This is a genomic window from Bradyrhizobium sp. LA6.1 (assembly GCF_040547805.1).
Lineage (GTDB): Bacteria > Pseudomonadota > Alphaproteobacteria > Rhizobiales > Xanthobacteraceae > Bradyrhizobium > Bradyrhizobium barranii.
Map to the genome: position 1 here is coordinate 94,439 of NZ_JBEPQK010000021.1, position 14,714 is coordinate 109,152.

At 64.7% G+C, this 14,714-nt stretch carries 12 protein-coding genes; 2 read left to right on the forward strand and 10 right to left on the reverse strand.

Features of this window, described 5'->3' with window-relative positions; translation table 11 throughout:
* Nucleotides 1–286: 286 nt before the first annotated feature.
* Nucleotides 287–2,137, reverse strand: a complete 1,851-nt coding sequence (locus tag ABIB99_RS36795; RefSeq protein WP_354180457.1) for a feruloyl-CoA synthase — start codon at nucleotides 2,135–2,137, stop codon at nucleotides 287–289.
* A gap of 148 nt (nucleotides 2,138–2,285) precedes the next feature.
* Between ABIB99_RS36795 and ABIB99_RS36800 the strand changes: the two genes are divergently transcribed.
* Both ABIB99_RS36800 and atzF read left to right on the forward strand, forming a co-directional pair.
* Nucleotides 2,286–2,792, forward strand: a complete 507-nt coding sequence (locus ABIB99_RS36800; protein ID WP_354180459.1) for a MarR family winged helix-turn-helix transcriptional regulator — start codon at nucleotides 2,286–2,288, stop codon at nucleotides 2,790–2,792.
* A 192-nt stretch (nucleotides 2,793–2,984) separates the two neighbouring features.
* Complete coding sequence (gene atzF, locus ABIB99_RS36805) at nucleotides 2,985–4,790, forward strand: allophanate hydrolase (RefSeq protein WP_354180461.1); 1,806 nt, start codon at nucleotides 2,985–2,987, stop codon at nucleotides 4,788–4,790.
* A gap of 111 nt (nucleotides 4,791–4,901) precedes the next feature.
* On the opposite strand, the gene ABIB99_RS36810 is transcribed toward atzF, so the two are convergent.
* The 9 genes from ABIB99_RS36810 to ABIB99_RS36850 form a co-directional block, all read right to left on the reverse strand.
* Nucleotides 4,902–5,624: a GntR family transcriptional regulator gene (locus ABIB99_RS36810; protein ID WP_014491242.1), complete on the reverse strand. Its 723-nt coding sequence runs from the start codon at nucleotides 5,622–5,624 to the stop codon at nucleotides 4,902–4,904.
* A gap of 4 nt (nucleotides 5,625–5,628) precedes the next feature.
* Nucleotides 5,629–6,021 carry an oxalurate catabolism protein HpxZ gene (gene hpxZ / locus ABIB99_RS36815; protein WP_014491241.1) on the reverse strand — a complete coding sequence of 131 codons (393 nt, stop codon included), beginning with the start codon at nucleotides 6,019–6,021 and terminating at the stop codon, nucleotides 5,629–5,631.
* Between the two features lie 12 nt (nucleotides 6,022–6,033).
* Nucleotides 6,034–7,428, reverse strand: a complete 1,395-nt coding sequence (locus ABIB99_RS36820; protein ID WP_354180464.1) for an AtzE family amidohydrolase — start codon at nucleotides 7,426–7,428, stop codon at nucleotides 6,034–6,036.
* A 7-nt stretch (nucleotides 7,429–7,435) separates the two neighbouring features.
* On the reverse strand, nucleotides 7,436–7,615 hold the full coding sequence (locus ABIB99_RS36825; RefSeq protein ID WP_071909097.1) for a DUF4089 domain-containing protein: 180 nt from the start codon (nucleotides 7,613–7,615) through the stop codon (nucleotides 7,436–7,438).
* A 30-nt stretch (nucleotides 7,616–7,645) separates the two neighbouring features.
* Entirely contained in the window at nucleotides 7,646–9,451 is a 1,806-nt protein-coding gene (locus ABIB99_RS36830) for a dipeptide ABC transporter ATP-binding protein (RefSeq protein WP_354180467.1), read from the reverse strand.
* 91 nt (nucleotides 9,452–9,542) lie between these two features.
* Nucleotides 9,543–10,442, reverse strand: coding sequence for an ABC transporter permease (locus tag ABIB99_RS36835; RefSeq protein ID WP_014491237.1), 900 nt, complete (start codon nucleotides 10,440–10,442; stop codon nucleotides 9,543–9,545).
* Nucleotides 10,443–10,445: 3 nt separating this feature from the next.
* Nucleotides 10,446–11,459: an ABC transporter permease gene (locus ABIB99_RS36840; protein WP_354113881.1), complete on the reverse strand. Its 1,014-nt coding sequence runs from the start codon at nucleotides 11,457–11,459 to the stop codon at nucleotides 10,446–10,448.
* Between the two features lie 254 nt (nucleotides 11,460–11,713).
* Entirely contained in the window at nucleotides 11,714–13,336 is a 1,623-nt protein-coding gene (locus ABIB99_RS36845) for an ABC transporter substrate-binding protein (RefSeq protein ID WP_354180470.1), read from the reverse strand.
* A gap of 259 nt (nucleotides 13,337–13,595) precedes the next feature.
* Entirely contained in the window at nucleotides 13,596–14,543 is a 948-nt protein-coding gene (locus tag ABIB99_RS36850; RefSeq protein WP_354180472.1) for an aminoglycoside phosphotransferase family protein, read from the reverse strand.
* Nucleotides 14,544–14,714: the final 171 nt, after the last annotated feature.

Consider the following 14,714-nt stretch of genomic DNA (forward strand, 5'->3'; position numbering starts at 1 on the left):
CCCTCTCTGCCGAGCATCGTTTCCTCCAGGATCAGGCGCAGCGGTTCCCCCGCCGTCATCCCTGTCTCGAACGGTTCGCACAAATTAGTTGCTTAAGCAACAAAAGAATCATGCAGGATATTGCGGCAGAATGGCTGGCTTAGTTGGCGGCAGCTCTATCCCCGTCATTGCGAGCGCAGCGACGCAATCCAAAGCCCCTCCGGGGAAAGATTCTGGATTGCTTCGCTGCGCTCGCAATGACGATGTGGAGAGAGCGTGGCCTCACTCTGACCTGATCTGCCCGTGGCTACAGACCGATCCACTCACCCGACGCATCATCATTCACCCGCGCCACCGCATCGGCACGCCGCGTCAGCACGGCGCGCTGGTTGATGTAACCCTTGTCGGTGATCTCGCCTCCGTCAACCGACGGCGGCTCGGCGAGCAGCAGCGCGCGCGTCGCGTGGCCGGAGGAGTTGGTGCCCTGCTGCTTCAGCTTCGCCAGGCCCTGCGCGATCGCAGCCCTGACCCTCTCATCGCCAAGCACATCGTTGACGCCTGCCGTCTCGGGCAAGCCGGCATGGGCACGGCACGCGGCCATGTTCGGGAAGACCAGGAAGCGCACCTCGTCGCCGCCATGGCCGACGACGACGATATCCTGCGCCAGCGGCGCGAGTGCCGCGATGCCGGCGACGCGCAGCGTGCCGACGCTGACCCAGGTGCCGGAATTGAGCTTGAAGTCTTCCGCAACACGACCATCGAAGAACAATCCGCGCTCCGGCCTGTTCGCATCGGCAAGCTTCACGGCATCGCCAATGAGATAAAAGCCCTCGTCGTCGAAAGCCTGCTTCGTCAGCTCCGGCGCCTTCCAGTAACCCGGCGTGACATTGGGGCCGCGCACGCGCACCTCCAGCTTGTCGCCCGACGTGACGAGCTTCAGCTCGGTTCCGGGAATGGGCACGCCGATATTGCCCGAGCGCTCCGCGAGGAAATGACAGTCGGTCGCCAGCGGCGACGTCTCGGTCGAGCCCCAGGCCGACACCATCGGCAGCGGACGACCAACAGTCTCCACCGAAAGCTGCTCGAGCGCGTCCCAGAGGTTCTGCGGCAACGCGGCGCCGGCATAGAAGGCGAATTTCACCTCGCCGAAGAAGTGGCGGCGCAGCTCCTCGTCGCCGCGCAGCGCTGCGATCAGCATGTCGAAGCCGCGCGGCACGTTGAAATAGACCGTCGGCATCACGCTCTTCAGATTGGCGAGTGACGCTGCGAAGAGACCGGGCGCGGGCTTGCCGCCGTCGATATAGAGCGACCCGCCGTTGCGCAGCACGAGATTGAAATTGTGGTTGGCGCCGAAGGTATGGCTCCAGGGCAGCCAATCGAGAATGACGAGATCGCCGGCAGCCTGCTCCAGGAACGTCCAAGTTTGCGCCTTGGCCTGCTGGCTCGAGGTCAGCATGCGCTGGGTGTTGATGACTGCTTTCGGCGTGCCGGTCGAGCCCGAGGTGAACAGGAATTTTGCGATCGTATCCGGAGTCACGGCGGCGAAGGCTTTTGCGACGTCGCCCGTTTCGGGCGTCGCCGCGATGTCACGGAAGGCCAGCGCATCGGCATCGCCGGCATTGCCACTGATGATCTGCGCCTTGTGCAGCGGCTTGATCGCCGCGAGCGCGGCAGCGAATGGCTTGGTTGCAGAGACATAGATGGCGCCAGGCTCGAGCAGCGCGATCATGCTCTTAAGCTTGTCGAAATCTTTCGACATCAGCGAATAGGCCGGCGAGATCGCGGCCGAGGGAACGCCGACATGCTGGGCGGCCAGCGCAAGCAACGCGTGATCGATGCTGTTGTCGGAGAGGATGACGACGGGACGCTCGGCGCTGAGCTGTTGCGCCAAAATCCAGCTCGCCGCTGCGCGTACCCGCCGCAGGGCGCCCGCGTAGGTCATGGTGGCCCAGGGCGTGTCGGCGCTGTCACGTTCGGCGAGGAAGATCGCATCAGGCGTCTGCCGCGCCCATTGCTCCAGCCAGTCGCCAATGCAACGCGCGCTGTCGCGCAAGGGTTCCGGCGAGCGCAGCACGATGCTGCCGTCGGGGCGATGCTCGGCGACGGTCTTGGGCGTTGCGAACAGGCTCGAAGCGTCACCGCGTGCGGCGGTTGTCATGGTTTCCTCCTCGCCCGTATCAGGGATCGGCTACAGCCTCGTTCCGGGCCGCTTTGGCCATATTGTTGGGCACGACAATTGTTGTCGTCAACAACAATCTTCCGCAGAGGCGTTCGAGGCGCTAAGGTTGCACGGCAGGAGAGATCACGTGACAGCCAGCGCAGCCCGAACTGAGCCCCGCCCCTCCCCACGCAAGCGTGCCGGCAACGGCGCGGCGCGGCCGAACGACGCGGACGAGATCGGCCTCGACGCCCTGGTCGGGCACGCCGGTTACGCGGTGCGTCGTTTTCAGATCTGGATCTTTCAGGACTTCATAAAGACGCTTGGCGAGGTCGACATCAAGCCGACGCAGTATTCCGTGCTAACGGTGATCGGCGCCAATCCGGGCCTGTCCCAGATGGCGGTGGCGAAGCGTCTCGGCATCGAGCGCGCCCGGCTGGTGCATCTGCTCGACAGCCTCGAACAGCGCAAGCTGGTGAAGCGGATCAAGTCGAAGGCAGACCGCCGCTCTCACGCGCTGCACCTCACCGCATCGGGGGAGACGGCGCTTGCCAAATTCAAGCGCCTCGCCGCCGAGCACGAGCGGCATGTCGTGGAGAAGATCGGCAAGGAGAACCGGGAGCGGCTGCTCCAGATCCTCGCCGGCTTCACCTGATCGACGCTGCCCAATATTTGCGCAAATGCCCGTATCGGGGCGCTGGCACGACGGCCCAACAATCCTCGAAATATCTTACAAGCCACTGATCCTTCGATAATATCCGAGGCATCGCGCCTGCCCGGATTGTGTACACAATGGCACATCGCTTGCTTCAATCCGGGTAAGACCTGTTGCCGGAGTTTTGTCACCATGGGGGCTGAGCAGCCTGAAACGATCGCCGCGATTGTGGCCGCGCATCGCGCGGGCACGATCACGCCTGCGCAGACCGTCGCGCGAACCTATCAGCGCATCCGCGATCACAACGATCCCGCAATCTTCATCAGCCTGCGCGACGAGAAGGACGCGATCGCGGAAGCCGAGAAGCTTGCCGCAAGGGACGCCACCAGCCTGCCGCTCTACGGCGTGCCGGTCGCGGTGAAGGACAATATCGATGCGCTGGGATTTCCGACCACCGCGGCCTGCCCGGCCTTCTCGTATACGCCGGCGCACGATTCGACTGCGGTGGAACGCCTGCGCGCGGCCGGCGCGATCATCATCGGCAAGACCAATCTCGACCAGTTCGCAACCGGCCTCGTCGGCGTGCGCTCGCCTTACGGCATCCCCAAAAATTCGATCCGCGAGGATCTCATTCCCGGAGGCTCGAGCTCGGGCTCGGCGGTCACGGTCGGTGCCGGACTCGTGCCGCTGTCGCTGGGCACGGACACCGCCGGCAGCGGCCGGGTGCCGGCGATGCTCAACAACATCGTCGGGCTGAAGCCGAGCCTCGGCATGATCTCGAATGCGGGCCTGGTGCCGGCATGCCGCACGCTCGACTGCATCTCGGTATTCGCTTTGACCGTCGACGACGCCGCCCTCGCGCTCGCCGTGATGGCGGGGCCGGACCAGGCCGACCCGTTCTCGCGCGACCGGCCGCTCGGCGCTATCACGCCGTTCCCCGCGAATTTTCGCCTCGGCGTGCCGCGCAACGGGCAGCTGATCTTCTTCGGCGACAGGAAGGCGGAAGCCGCTTACGGCGATGCGCTGAAGCGCTGGACCGCGCTCGGCGCTAAGCTGGTCGAGTTCGACCTCGAGCCGTTCTACGAGACGGCGCGGCTGCTCTATGAGGGGCCGTGGGTCGCCGAACGCTATCTCGTGATCAAGGATCTGCTGGCGTCCGCGCCTGATTCGATTCATCCGGTGACGCGCGAGATCACCGTCGCCGGCGCGCGGCTGACCGCTGCGGAAACCTTCTCTGCGCTCTACCGTTTGCAGGGCCTGCGCAAGATCGCCGAGCGCACCTTCGCCAATATCGACGCGCTGGTGCTGCCGACCACGCCGACCGCGTATACGACCGCGCAGGTGCTGGCCAATCCGATCGAGCTCAACAGCCGGCTCGGCACCTACACCAATTTCGTCAACCTGCTCGATCTCTGTGGCCTCGCGGTACCGGCGTCGATGCGCACCGACGGCATTCCGTTCGGCATCACGCTGCTCGCGCCCGCAGGACGCGATGCACTGCTCGCGAGCATCGGCCGCGTTTTCCATGCGGACACGAAACTGACCGTCGGCGCGAAGGGCGTGGTGCAGGCCTCGCTAGCGCCGCTCGCAGCAAACGGCAGCGACGAGATTCCGATCGCAGTGGTCGGCGCTCACCTGTCCGGTATGGCGCTGAACGGCGAATTGAAGGCGCTCAACGGAAAGCTGGTCGAGGCGACCAGGACAGCGCCGGACTACAAGCTCTATGCGCTCCAGACCACGCCGCCGAAGCCCGGCATGCTGCGGGTCGAGGCCGGCAAGGGCGCGTCGATCGAGCTGGAGATCTGGTCGCTGTCGTCGTCGGCATTCGGCAAGTTCGTGAATGCGATTCCAGCACCGATGGCAATCGGCACAATCAGGCTTGCGGACGGCCGCAGCGTGAAAGGGTTTCTCGTCGAGCCGGAGGTGCTGGGCGAGGCGCGAGACATCACGGCGTATGGCGGCTGGCGGAAGTTCATGGCGGAGAAGGCGAAGGGGTAGCTGCCGTAGGGTGGGCAAAGCGTAGCGTGCCCACCAACAGCATTAGTTAGGATAGATGGTGGGCACGGCGCTTTACGCCTTTGCCCACCCTACGGTACCGCGTTTGCCGCCCTAAACCGACACCGCGTAAATCTCATACTCGCCGCGCACCAGCTCGATATGCGCGCGCATGGCGGCGGCGGCGCCCTGCTTGTCGCCGCGCATGATGGCAACGACGACGCGGTCGTGCTCGGCCTGCGACTTTGCCAATCGGCCGAGGTTGCGGAACTGGGCGCGGCGGAACGGTTGCACGCGGACGCGCGTCGCCAGCGTGATCTCGGCGATGTAGCCGTTCTGCGATCCCGCATAGATCGCGTTGTGGAAGCGCTCGTTGACCTCGTGGAAGCGATCGGGATTGCCGGCGTAGCTGAGCACGCGCAGCTCTTCGTGGATGGCTTCGAGACCGTGGCGCTCGGCCGCCGACATGCGCTCGGCGGCAAGGCCCGCGCACAGCGCCTCGAGCTCCGCCATTGCCTCGAACATGCTTTTCAGCCGCTCGACCGAAGGCTGCGCCACCACCGCGCCGCGATGGGCGCGCGATTCGACGAGGCCGCTCGCCACCAGCTGGCGCAACGCCTCGCGGACCGGCGTGCGCGAGACGCTGAAGCGCCGCGCGATGTCGGTTTCATCAAGCGGCGCGCCGGGGGCCAGGGTTCCGCGCACGATCTCGTCGGCGAGTTGAAGCCGCAGTTCCTCGGCGCGCGTGATCTTGTGCACGCTGGGCTGAGCCCGGTCAACGCGCGGCACCACCGGCTCGGCCGGCAATGTTCCGGGCGGAAGATCGTCAAGCGTCATACGATCAGGTCTCTTTCGACTCGTCGATGATGCTGACATGGGCGGCGACGACGCGCCAGCCCTCCGGGAAGCGAATCCAGGTCTGCATCTGCCGGCCGACCTTGCCGGGAGCCGTATCGCGATAGAACAGGGTGGAGGCCACGGCCGTATCGCGGCCGTAGCTGGTGATCACGGTTTTCGCGGTGCGGCGGTTGAGGCCCACCGGCGAACGTCCGGCGCGGAAGCCGGAGATCGCTTCATAACCGTAGAGGTTCTCGCCGATGCCATAGCGCAGCGTGCGGGGATCATTGCGGAAGAGTTCGCCGAGCACGGCGACGTCGTTCGTGATCAGCGCCTGCTCATAGCGCTCGAACGCGGCCTTCACTTCCGCGATCACCTCGGGGAGATCGATCTCCATTCTAAATCCCTCTCAAAGTCCCCTTGGCGACGGCGCGGAGACCACGCCCATCTTCTCCAATGCGTGCGCGACGCGCAGCGCGATGTCCTCGCGCCAGGGCGCGGCGATGATCTGCACGCCGATCGGCAGCGGCTCGAGCGGCACCGGCACGGCGACCACCGGCAATCCGATGAACGAGATCGGCTGGGTGTGGATGCCGATGTTGGCGCGAACCGGCAACTCCACGCCGTCGAGCGTGAAATTCACCTGGCCGAGTTTCGGCGCGGTGCAGGGCGTAGCCGGTGCAATCAGCACGTCGACGGATTTGAAGATCTCGGCGAGCTGCGCGCGATACCAGCGGCGGAATTTTTGCGCGCGGTCGACCAGCGGCGCCGGCACCATGGCGCCGGCGATCAGCCGGTCGCGCACGGCGGGATCGAAATCGTTTGGGCGCTTGCGCAGGCGATCGAGATGCAGCGAGGCGCCTTCGGTGGTGGTGATGACATAGGCCGCCGCGCGGGCGCGCGAGGCTTCGGGCACGTCAACGATCTTCGTCGCGCCGAGCGCCTTGGCGACGCGGCTCACCGCTTCGACGGCCTCGGGAAACACGTTCTTTTGAAAGTGCCCGCCGGCAATCGCGATGCGCAGGTCCGACACCGGATTGGCGAGCAGCGGCAGCGTCGGCTCCAGACCGCGCGTGGTGCAGGCAGCATCATCCGCATCCGGTCCCTGCATCGCGTCATAGGCGAGCGCGAGATCGGTCGCCGAGCGCGCGAACGGGCCGAGATGATCGAGGCTCGCGACGAACGGGAACGAGCGCGCGCGCGACAGCCGGCCATAGGTCGGCTTCAGACCAAAGATGCCGCAGAAGGAGGACGGCACGCGGATCGAACCATTGGTGTCCGAGCCGAGTGCGATCGGCACCAGCGCGCCGCCGACGGCGCTCCCCGAGCCACCGGACGAGCCGCCGGTCATCCGGGTCGTGTCATGCGGATTGCGCGAGGGACCGTCATGGACGTTCTCGCCGGTGAAGTCGTAGGCGTATTCGCCCATGTTGAGCGCGCCGACGAGCACGGCACCGGCGGCTTCCATCCGCTCGATCAGCGTGGCGTCGCGCTTGGCCGGCGCGAGGTCGCGGTTGATCTTCGAGCCGGCGCGTGTCGGCAGGCCTGCGACGTCAAACAGGTTCTTCACCGCGAAGGGAACGCCGGCGAGTGGGCCAACCTCCTTGCCCGCCGCGATGTCGGCGTCGATCGCACGCGCCTTCGCACGGGCGCGATCGGCGGTGAGGTCGGTGAAGGAATTGAGGACGCCATCGTGCTGCTTGATGCGCGCAAGCGCAGCTTCGGTGGCATCGAGTGCCGACATCTTGCCGCCGGCCACAGCCTTGGCGATGTCCGCAGCCGTCATCTCTGGCTTGGTGGTCATGGCGGGGTCAGACCGTGAAGATCGGCGCCGGCTCGGTCTCGTCCGGCAGCCTGAATTCGTCGACCAGTCGGCCAAGCCGGAGCGAGACTTCGAGATTGGCGCGCACCGCCGGCCTCCAGGCCTCCTCGACCGGCAGCGCCAGCGCTTTCGATACGGCGTCGATATAATCGTCCAGCGGCTCGGCCATCACGCTCCCAAACAATCTCTCAGTGCACTCTTAGTGGACCTGCAACGGCGGATGCGGGATCGCCGTCAGCAGCTCCTTGGTGTAGTCGTCCTGCGGATCGCTGAGGACTTTTTCGGAAGAGCCCTCTTCGACGATTCGACCTGTCCGCATGACAATGACACGATCGCACAACAAGCGCACTACGTTCAAATCATGCGAGACGAACAGATAACTCATACCTAAGCGCGCTTTCAGGTCCTGAAGCAGATTGAGGACCACGGCCTGGACCGAGACGTCCAGCGCCGCGGTCGGCTCGTCCAGGATGACGAGTTTTGGATGCAGCGCGATGGCGCGCGCAATGCCGACGCGGGCCTTCTGGCCGCCGGACAGCTGGTGCGGAAACCGATCCAGCAGATTGTGCGGCAGGCCGACCATGGTGGCCAGCTCCTCGCAGCGCGTTCGCAGCGCATCGCTGCCCCTGATGTCGCCGAGCTGCATAATGGGGTCGGCGATGGCCCGGGCGGCGGTGAAACGCGGGTTGAGACTGTCGGTCGGGTCCTGGAACACCATCTGGATGCGGCTGCGCTGCGGCAGCCGGGCGAAGGACGCCGGCTGGATAGCGCCGATATCCTCGCCGTCGAACTGGATCAGGCCCGAGGTCTGATCCAGCAGCCGCATCACCATCATCGACGTCGTCGATTTGCCGCAGCCGGACTCGCCGACGAGGCCGACGCTCTCGCCATGGCCGATGGAGAGGCTGATGCCGTCGACGGCGCGGAACACGTCCGGCTCCACCGGCGGCTTGCGGCCGAACAGTTTTCCGAGTGTGGCGGTGGCGCCCTGGCGGGGATACTCCTTGACGAGCTTTTCGATGAGGAGGAGGGGCGTCTTCTCCCTCTCCCCGCTTGCGGGGAGAGGGTCGGGGTGAGGGGGACTCTCCGCGAGCACGGTGCTGGGAGAGCCCCCCTCACCCGCCGCACTTCGTGCGTCGGCCTCTCCCCGCGTGCGGGGAGAGGCGAAGGCAGCGGCCTCCTCCTCGGGCAACAGATCCCGCAGGCTCACACCGAGCCGCGGCGTCGCGCGCATCAGCTTCTTGGTGTAGGGGTGCTGCGGGTTGGCGAAGATATCGGCGGCTTTCGCGGTCTCGACGACGCGGCCCTTTTCCATCACGACGACGCGGTCGCAATAGGCAGCCGCAAGGCCGAGGTCGTGGGTGATCAGGATGGTGGACATCGCCTTGCGCTTGGTCAGCTCGACGATCAGATCCATCACCGCCTTCTGGGTGGTGACGTCGAGACCCGTCGTCGGCTCGTCCGCGATCAGGAGCTGCGGATTGCAGGCGAGCGCAAGCGCGATGACGACGCGCTGGCACATGCCGCCTGACAGTTCGAACGGATAGGCGTGGTAGCGCTCGCGCGGGCGGGCGATCTTGACCTGCTCCAGCGCCTCGATCGCCTTTTCTCCGTGGTCCGAAACCATCGCCTGCTGCACATGAGTACGCAGCACGTCCTCGATCTGGTCGCCGACTTTCCGGATCGGGTTGAGTGCCGCGCGCGGGTTCTGAAAAATCATCGAGACTTCGCGGCCGCGCAGATCGCGCATCTGGTCTTCGGTCGCGGCCTTCACGTCGATACCCGAAAACATCACCGAGCCTTCGGCGATCCGTCCGGCGCGATCGAGAATGCGCATCACCGCATAGGACGTCACCGACTTGCCCGAGCCGGACTCGCCGACGATGGCGAGCGTCTCGCCCTTGGCCACGGAGATGTTGACGTGCTGGACGGCTTTGACGATGCCGCGGCGGGTGGTGAATTCGACCGTGAGGTCCTGGACGTCGAGCAGGGGCTGCGCGGTCATGAGGGCCTCCCGATCAAAAATGTCGAAAACAACCCCATGCACAGTAGAGTGGCATTGTAATCATTGGAGAATTTTTGACGGAAATTTGTCATCACGTCCTCCGCTGGGGGTCGACGATGTCGCGGAGGCCGTCGCCGAGGAGGTTGAAGCAGAACACGGCGATCATCAGAGCGAGGCCGGGGAATAGGGCGATCCACCATTCGCCCGACACCATGAAGCCCGCGCCTTCCGCGACCATGATGCCCCATTCGGCGGTCGGCGGGCGGACGCCGAGGCCGATGAAGGAGAGGCCCGCGGCATTGAGGATGGCGTAGCCCATGGTCAGCGACATCTGCACGATCATGATCGGCATGATGTTCGGCAGGATATGCACCAGCAGGATGCGGAATTCGCCATTGCCCGAGAGACGCGCGGCCTGCACGAAGCCGGCATTGCGGCGGACATTGGCTTCCGCGCGGGCGACGCGGGCGTAGAGCGGGAAGTTCACGATGGCCGTGGCCAGGATGATGTTCTGCACGGTGTTGCCGAGCGCGGCGACGATGCCCATCGCCAGCACGAACAGCGGGAACGCCATGATGGTGTCGGCGATGCGGCCGACGATGCGATCGGTCCAGCCGCCGAAATAGCCGGCCGCGATGCCGGCGAGGCCGCCCATCAGGAACACCAGCACGACGGAGGCGACGGCGATGAACGTATCGAGCCGCGTCGCCACGATGACGCGGCTGAAGATGTCGCGGCCGAGCTGGTCAGTGCCGAACCAGTGCGCCATCGACGGCGGCTTCAGCGCTGCCGCGGTATCGGAAGCGAGTGGATCATACGGCACCACGTAGGGACCGAAGATCGCGGCAATGAGGATCACGATGAGCAGCGCGAAGGCGAAGCCCGTGACCTTGTTCTCGCCGAGAACGTAGCGGGTCTGTTCGAGGATCGCGACCAGCCCCGAGGTGCGCGCGGGGCCGACGGGTTCAACAGCAGGCGCAACGGAGCTCATGATTTAGCCCTCCAACCTGACACGCGGATCGATCACGCCGTAGAGAATGTCGATCACGAGATTGAGCAGCACGTACATGACCGCCATGGTCAGCACAAAACCTTGCACCGGCGCGAAGTCGGACGAGATCAGCGCCTCCACCGCGTAGGAGCCGATGCCGGGCCAGGCGAACACTTTTTCCACCAGCACGTTGGCCCCTAACAGAAACGAGAACACCATGCTGAGCGTGGTGATCACGGGGAGCATCGCATTGCGGAACGCGTAGGTGACGATGACCGTTGTCGGCGACAGGCCGCTGGCGCGTGCCGTGCGCACGAACTCCGACGACAACACCGCCAGCATCGAGGCGCGCGTCATGCGCGCGATCGGCGCCAGCGAGAAGATCGCGAGCGTCGTCGCCGGCAGGATGAGCTGGCTCAGCGCCGAGCGGAACGCCTCGAAGTCGCGCGCGATCAGCGTGTCAATCAGATAGAAGCCGGTGATGGTCGGCGGCGCGCTGTAGAACACGTCGAGACGGCCGAGCGGCGCCGGCGACCAGCCGAGCCGGAAATAGAAGACATAGACCAGCACGAGGCCGGTGAAGAACACGGGTAACGACACGCCCGCCGTCGTCGTGACACGGCAGAGATGGTCGACCCATGATCCCGGTCGCGTCGCCGCCAACACGCCGAGCGGAATGGCGATCACGACCGAAACGATGAGGCCGAGCAGCGTGAGCTCGGCGGAAGCCGGCAGGCGGTTACGGATTTCGGCCGCGACCGGCTGTCCCGTGGTGAGCGAGTTGCCGAAATCGCCATGGGCGAGATCGTTGGTATAGCGGAAGAACTGCTCGATCAGCGGCTTGTCGAGGCCGAGTTTCTTGCGGATCTGCTCAACGGCTTCCTTGGTCGCTGCGGGACCGGCGAAGTACGCGGCGGGATCACCGGGCAACGCGCGCGTCAGCAGGAAGGTGACGATGACGACCCCGATCAGCGAGGGAATCGCGAACATCAGACGCTTGCCGATCATGGTCAGCATGGGGTGCTCCTGCACGTATTGCGCACGCTGCTCGCCGCGCACACCGCTGCGCCCCCTCTCCCCTTGTGGGAGAGGGTTGGGGTGAGGGGTAGCCCCGAGCGAGATCGGAGTTCGTGGCTACCCCTCACCCGTCTCGCCGAAACGCGGCGAGCCACCCTCTCCCACAAGGGGAGAGGGAATGAGAGAGTTGCGCTCACCTCACTCGACCAAGACACCCAGAGAGACGCGGCCGTGTCGCGCGCGCTCATGACGGCTCACCCCTTCACCAGCGTGCGGTAATCCAGCCTCCGGTGGAACCAGTATTGGTAGCCGCTGATGTTCTTCTGCATCGCGACGTTGACGAAGGGCTGGTACAGCGGGATGCGCGGGATGTCGGTGAAAGCGAGATCGACAAAACCCTTCACGTCGGTGTCGTAGGTCGCGGTGTCGCCGGTGGCGGCGGCGGTGCGCGCGCCGTCGATCAGCTTGTCCATCTCCGCCGACTTGTAGCTCATGGTGTTGAAGACGGAATTGTTGCCGTGATAGCACCAGTAGAAGAAGTATTCGGGGTAATCGAGCCAGCCCGAGAACACGTTGGTGAAGAGCGGCATCTCCTTCTTGTTCAGCTCGGTGCGCCAGTTGGCGCCGGGCACCTTGTTGATGGTCGTCTTGATGCCGATCTGCGCGAGAGATTCCTGCACCAGCACGCAGAGCGGCTCGTTGACGCCCGCGAAGTTGAGATCGAACGAGATCGTGGTCTCGAAGCCGCTGGCGTAACCGGCCTCGGCGAGAAGCGCCTTCGCCTTGTCGATGTCGGTGTTGTATTTGTGCGGCTGCGGCCAGGCGACTTCGGTCGGCCTGTCCTTGGGCGCGCCGAACATCGGGTTGGCGAGGCCGAACATCACCGCGTCCATGATCTTCTGATAGGGCAGCGCATAGGCAACCGCCTGGCGAACTTTTGGATTATCGAACGGCGGTTTGGTGACGTTCATGCCGATATACTGGATGCCGTTGGAGAACGGCAGCGACACGACGTTGAGCTTGCCGTTCGCCTTCATCTCCTGAAAATCCTTGTTCGGCAGCTCGTAGGAGATGTCGGCGTCGCCCCGCTCCAGCAGCGCGCGGCGGTTGCCGGCCTGCGGCACCATGCGCCAGATCACGCGCTTGATCTTCGGCAAGGGACCGCAGACCCAATCCTCGTTGCGCTCCATGATCACTTCGGTGCCGGCGGTCCACTTCGTCACCTTGTAGGCGCCGGAGCCCGCGGTCTGCTGTTTTGTAAACTCGAGACCCCAGGGGTCCTTCTCGCTGGCGTTCTTCTTCACCAGCTCGGAATTGACGATGCAGGGCACGATGACCGCGAGATCGGGGATCGTGAGCTTGTCCTTCTTCAGGAAATCGACGCGCACGGTGGTGTCGTCGATCACGACGAACTGCTCCGGCTTGGTGAGAGAGCCCGCACTCATCTGGAAGGTCGGGAAGCCGCCGACGCTGACGGCGCGGTCGAGCGACCACTTCACGTCCTTGGCGGTGACGGGCGTGCCGTCGTGGAATTTGGCGTTCTTGCGCAGCTTGAAGGTGACCGACATGTCGTCGATCTTCATCTCCTCGGCGAGCTCGCCCTTGAACTTGTCGCGGTCGTAATAGGGTACGCCACCGGGGCCGGCCTTCATCTCGTGGCTGATCAGGCGGTCGTAGCAATTCCACGACACTTCGTAGCCGGGCACGTTGGTGCCGACGCCGTGGATGTCGAGATTGTTCGGGCCGCCTTCCGAGACGATCAGCAGCGTCTCCGAACGCGCATCGGCATAGGCGGTGGAGATGACCTGTGGCATCGCCGGAAGCGCCGCGCCTGCGGCCAATCCGGACACGGACTTGAGGAAATCGCGGCGCTTCATGGAAAATGCTCCAACGCAAAAGTTTCTGGTTGGAACAGGGATTCGCAAGGTTCGTGCCAGCGCTTAACGAGGCCTTAACTTCCAGATAAGGCACTGATTTCGAAAATCTTTTTAAAATCTCGGCAATTGGGCCGCGTTTGGGCAAGCCGCTGAATTGCATACAAAGATGCGATTCTGCTCGAAAATTAAGCTGATAAATTGAGCGCTGCCGGATTGAGCAGGCCGTCGCGGCGCCCACTTCGCAGATGGCCAGGCGGGTTCAGCCCGCCCAGATCAGATCCTGCAACTCGACGAGATCGTTCGCCCTGTCCTGCCAGCCCTCGATACAGACGTGGCTGTTAAGGTCACTGGCGCGGTGCAGCAGCATCAGCGCCATCAGCCGGCGCTTGAGCGCATAGTCCGGCTCTGCATAGCCAAAGCCCTCGAGCAGACTGCGCACCCTCCCCGGCCGGCCCGCCGCCATGAAGGCGCCGGGGCCGAGCAGATCGTAGTCGCGCCATCCCGTCAGCACGTCGCCGAAGTCGAACAGGCCCGCGAGCGACCATTGATCGTCGTGGCAGGCGAGCAGGAAGTTCTGGGGGATATATTCGCCGACCAGGATCACCGGCGGCGATTCCATCGGAATCAGCTCGGCCGCGTCGCGCAGGAGATCGTCGAGGCCTTCGAGGAATTTCGGTGCAAGGCCGAGGCGCATGTGCCGCGCCTTGCAGCCCTGCATCTGGGCGCGCATGAACGCGGCCCAGCGCGGCTCGATCTCCGCCAGCGATCCAAGCGGCGCGCGCTGCACGGCGGCGATGGTCTCGCCGATCTGCCGCAGCAGGCGCTCCTTCTGCGCTTCGGCCAATTGCGGCCACACCTCCGAGCCGAGCGTGCCGGCAAGACGCGTGATGACGAGATAGGGCCAGCCATCGCGCTCACCCTCCGCGACGATCTCCGGGATCGGCAGATGAAGGCGGCCGGCAAGCTGCGCCAGCGACCCGCGTTCGGAGACGAATTGCGCGCGCAAGAGCGGCGGGAAGATTTTCAGGATCAGCTTCTCACTGAGGCCGACGACGAGATTGGTGCCGGTCGCAAACACGTGCGGCGAACTGGTATCGAGACCGTGGCTGCGGGCGATGTCGAGCGCAATTCCCAGCCATTGCCGTGGATCAGAGCGAAAGGCGAGAAAGCTGTCCGCGTCGGTGAAGTGAGGTAGTTTCATCGACATCGCAACCTTATGCATTTCAAAAGCAGTTCCCCTCTCGGCCCATCCTTCGAGACGCCCGCTTTGGCGGGCTCCTCAGGATGAGGGCGGAGTGCGTGGCAGCGATTTTGGCAGGCACCGATGCCGCTTAGCCTCATCCTGAGGAGGCCGCGAAGCGGTCGTCTCGAAGGACGA

Bases quoted from the DNA above. Each gene is read 5' to 3' on its own strand.
- ABIB99_RS36820 (WP_354180464.1), bottom strand. From the start codon at position 7,428: ATGACCACCAAGCCAGAGATGACGGCTGCGGACATCGCCAAGGCTGTG.
- ABIB99_RS36840 (WP_354113881.1), bottom strand. From the start codon at position 11,459: ATGCTGACCATGATCGGCAAGCGTCTGATGTTCGCGATTCCCTCGCTG.
- hpxZ (WP_014491241.1), bottom strand. From the start codon at position 6,021: ATGGAGATCGATCTCCCCGAGGTGATCGCGGAAGTGAAGGCCGCGTTC.
- ABIB99_RS36850 (WP_354180472.1), bottom strand. From the start codon at position 14,543: ATGTCGATGAAACTACCTCACTTCACCGACGCGGACAGCTTTCTCGCC.
- atzF (WP_354180461.1), top strand. From the start codon at position 2,985: ATGGGGGCTGAGCAGCCTGAAACGATCGCCGCGATTGTGGCCGCGCAT.
- ABIB99_RS36835 (WP_014491237.1), bottom strand. From the start codon at position 10,442: ATGAGCTCCGTTGCGCCTGCTGTTGAACCCGTCGGCCCCGCGCGCACC.
- ABIB99_RS36795 (WP_354180457.1), bottom strand. From the start codon at position 2,137: ATGACAACCGCCGCACGCGGTGACGCTTCGAGCCTGTTCGCAACGCCC.
- ABIB99_RS36830 (WP_354180467.1), bottom strand. From the start codon at position 9,451: ATGACCGCGCAGCCCCTGCTCGACGTCCAGGACCTCACGGTCGAATTC.
- ABIB99_RS36825 (WP_071909097.1), bottom strand. From the start codon at position 7,615: ATGGCCGAGCCGCTGGACGATTATATCGACGCCGTATCGAAAGCGCTG.
- ABIB99_RS36810 (WP_014491242.1), bottom strand. From the start codon at position 5,624: ATGACGCTTGACGATCTTCCGCCCGGAACATTGCCGGCCGAGCCGGTG.
- ABIB99_RS36845 (WP_354180470.1), bottom strand. From the start codon at position 13,336: ATGAAGCGCCGCGATTTCCTCAAGTCCGTGTCCGGATTGGCCGCAGGC.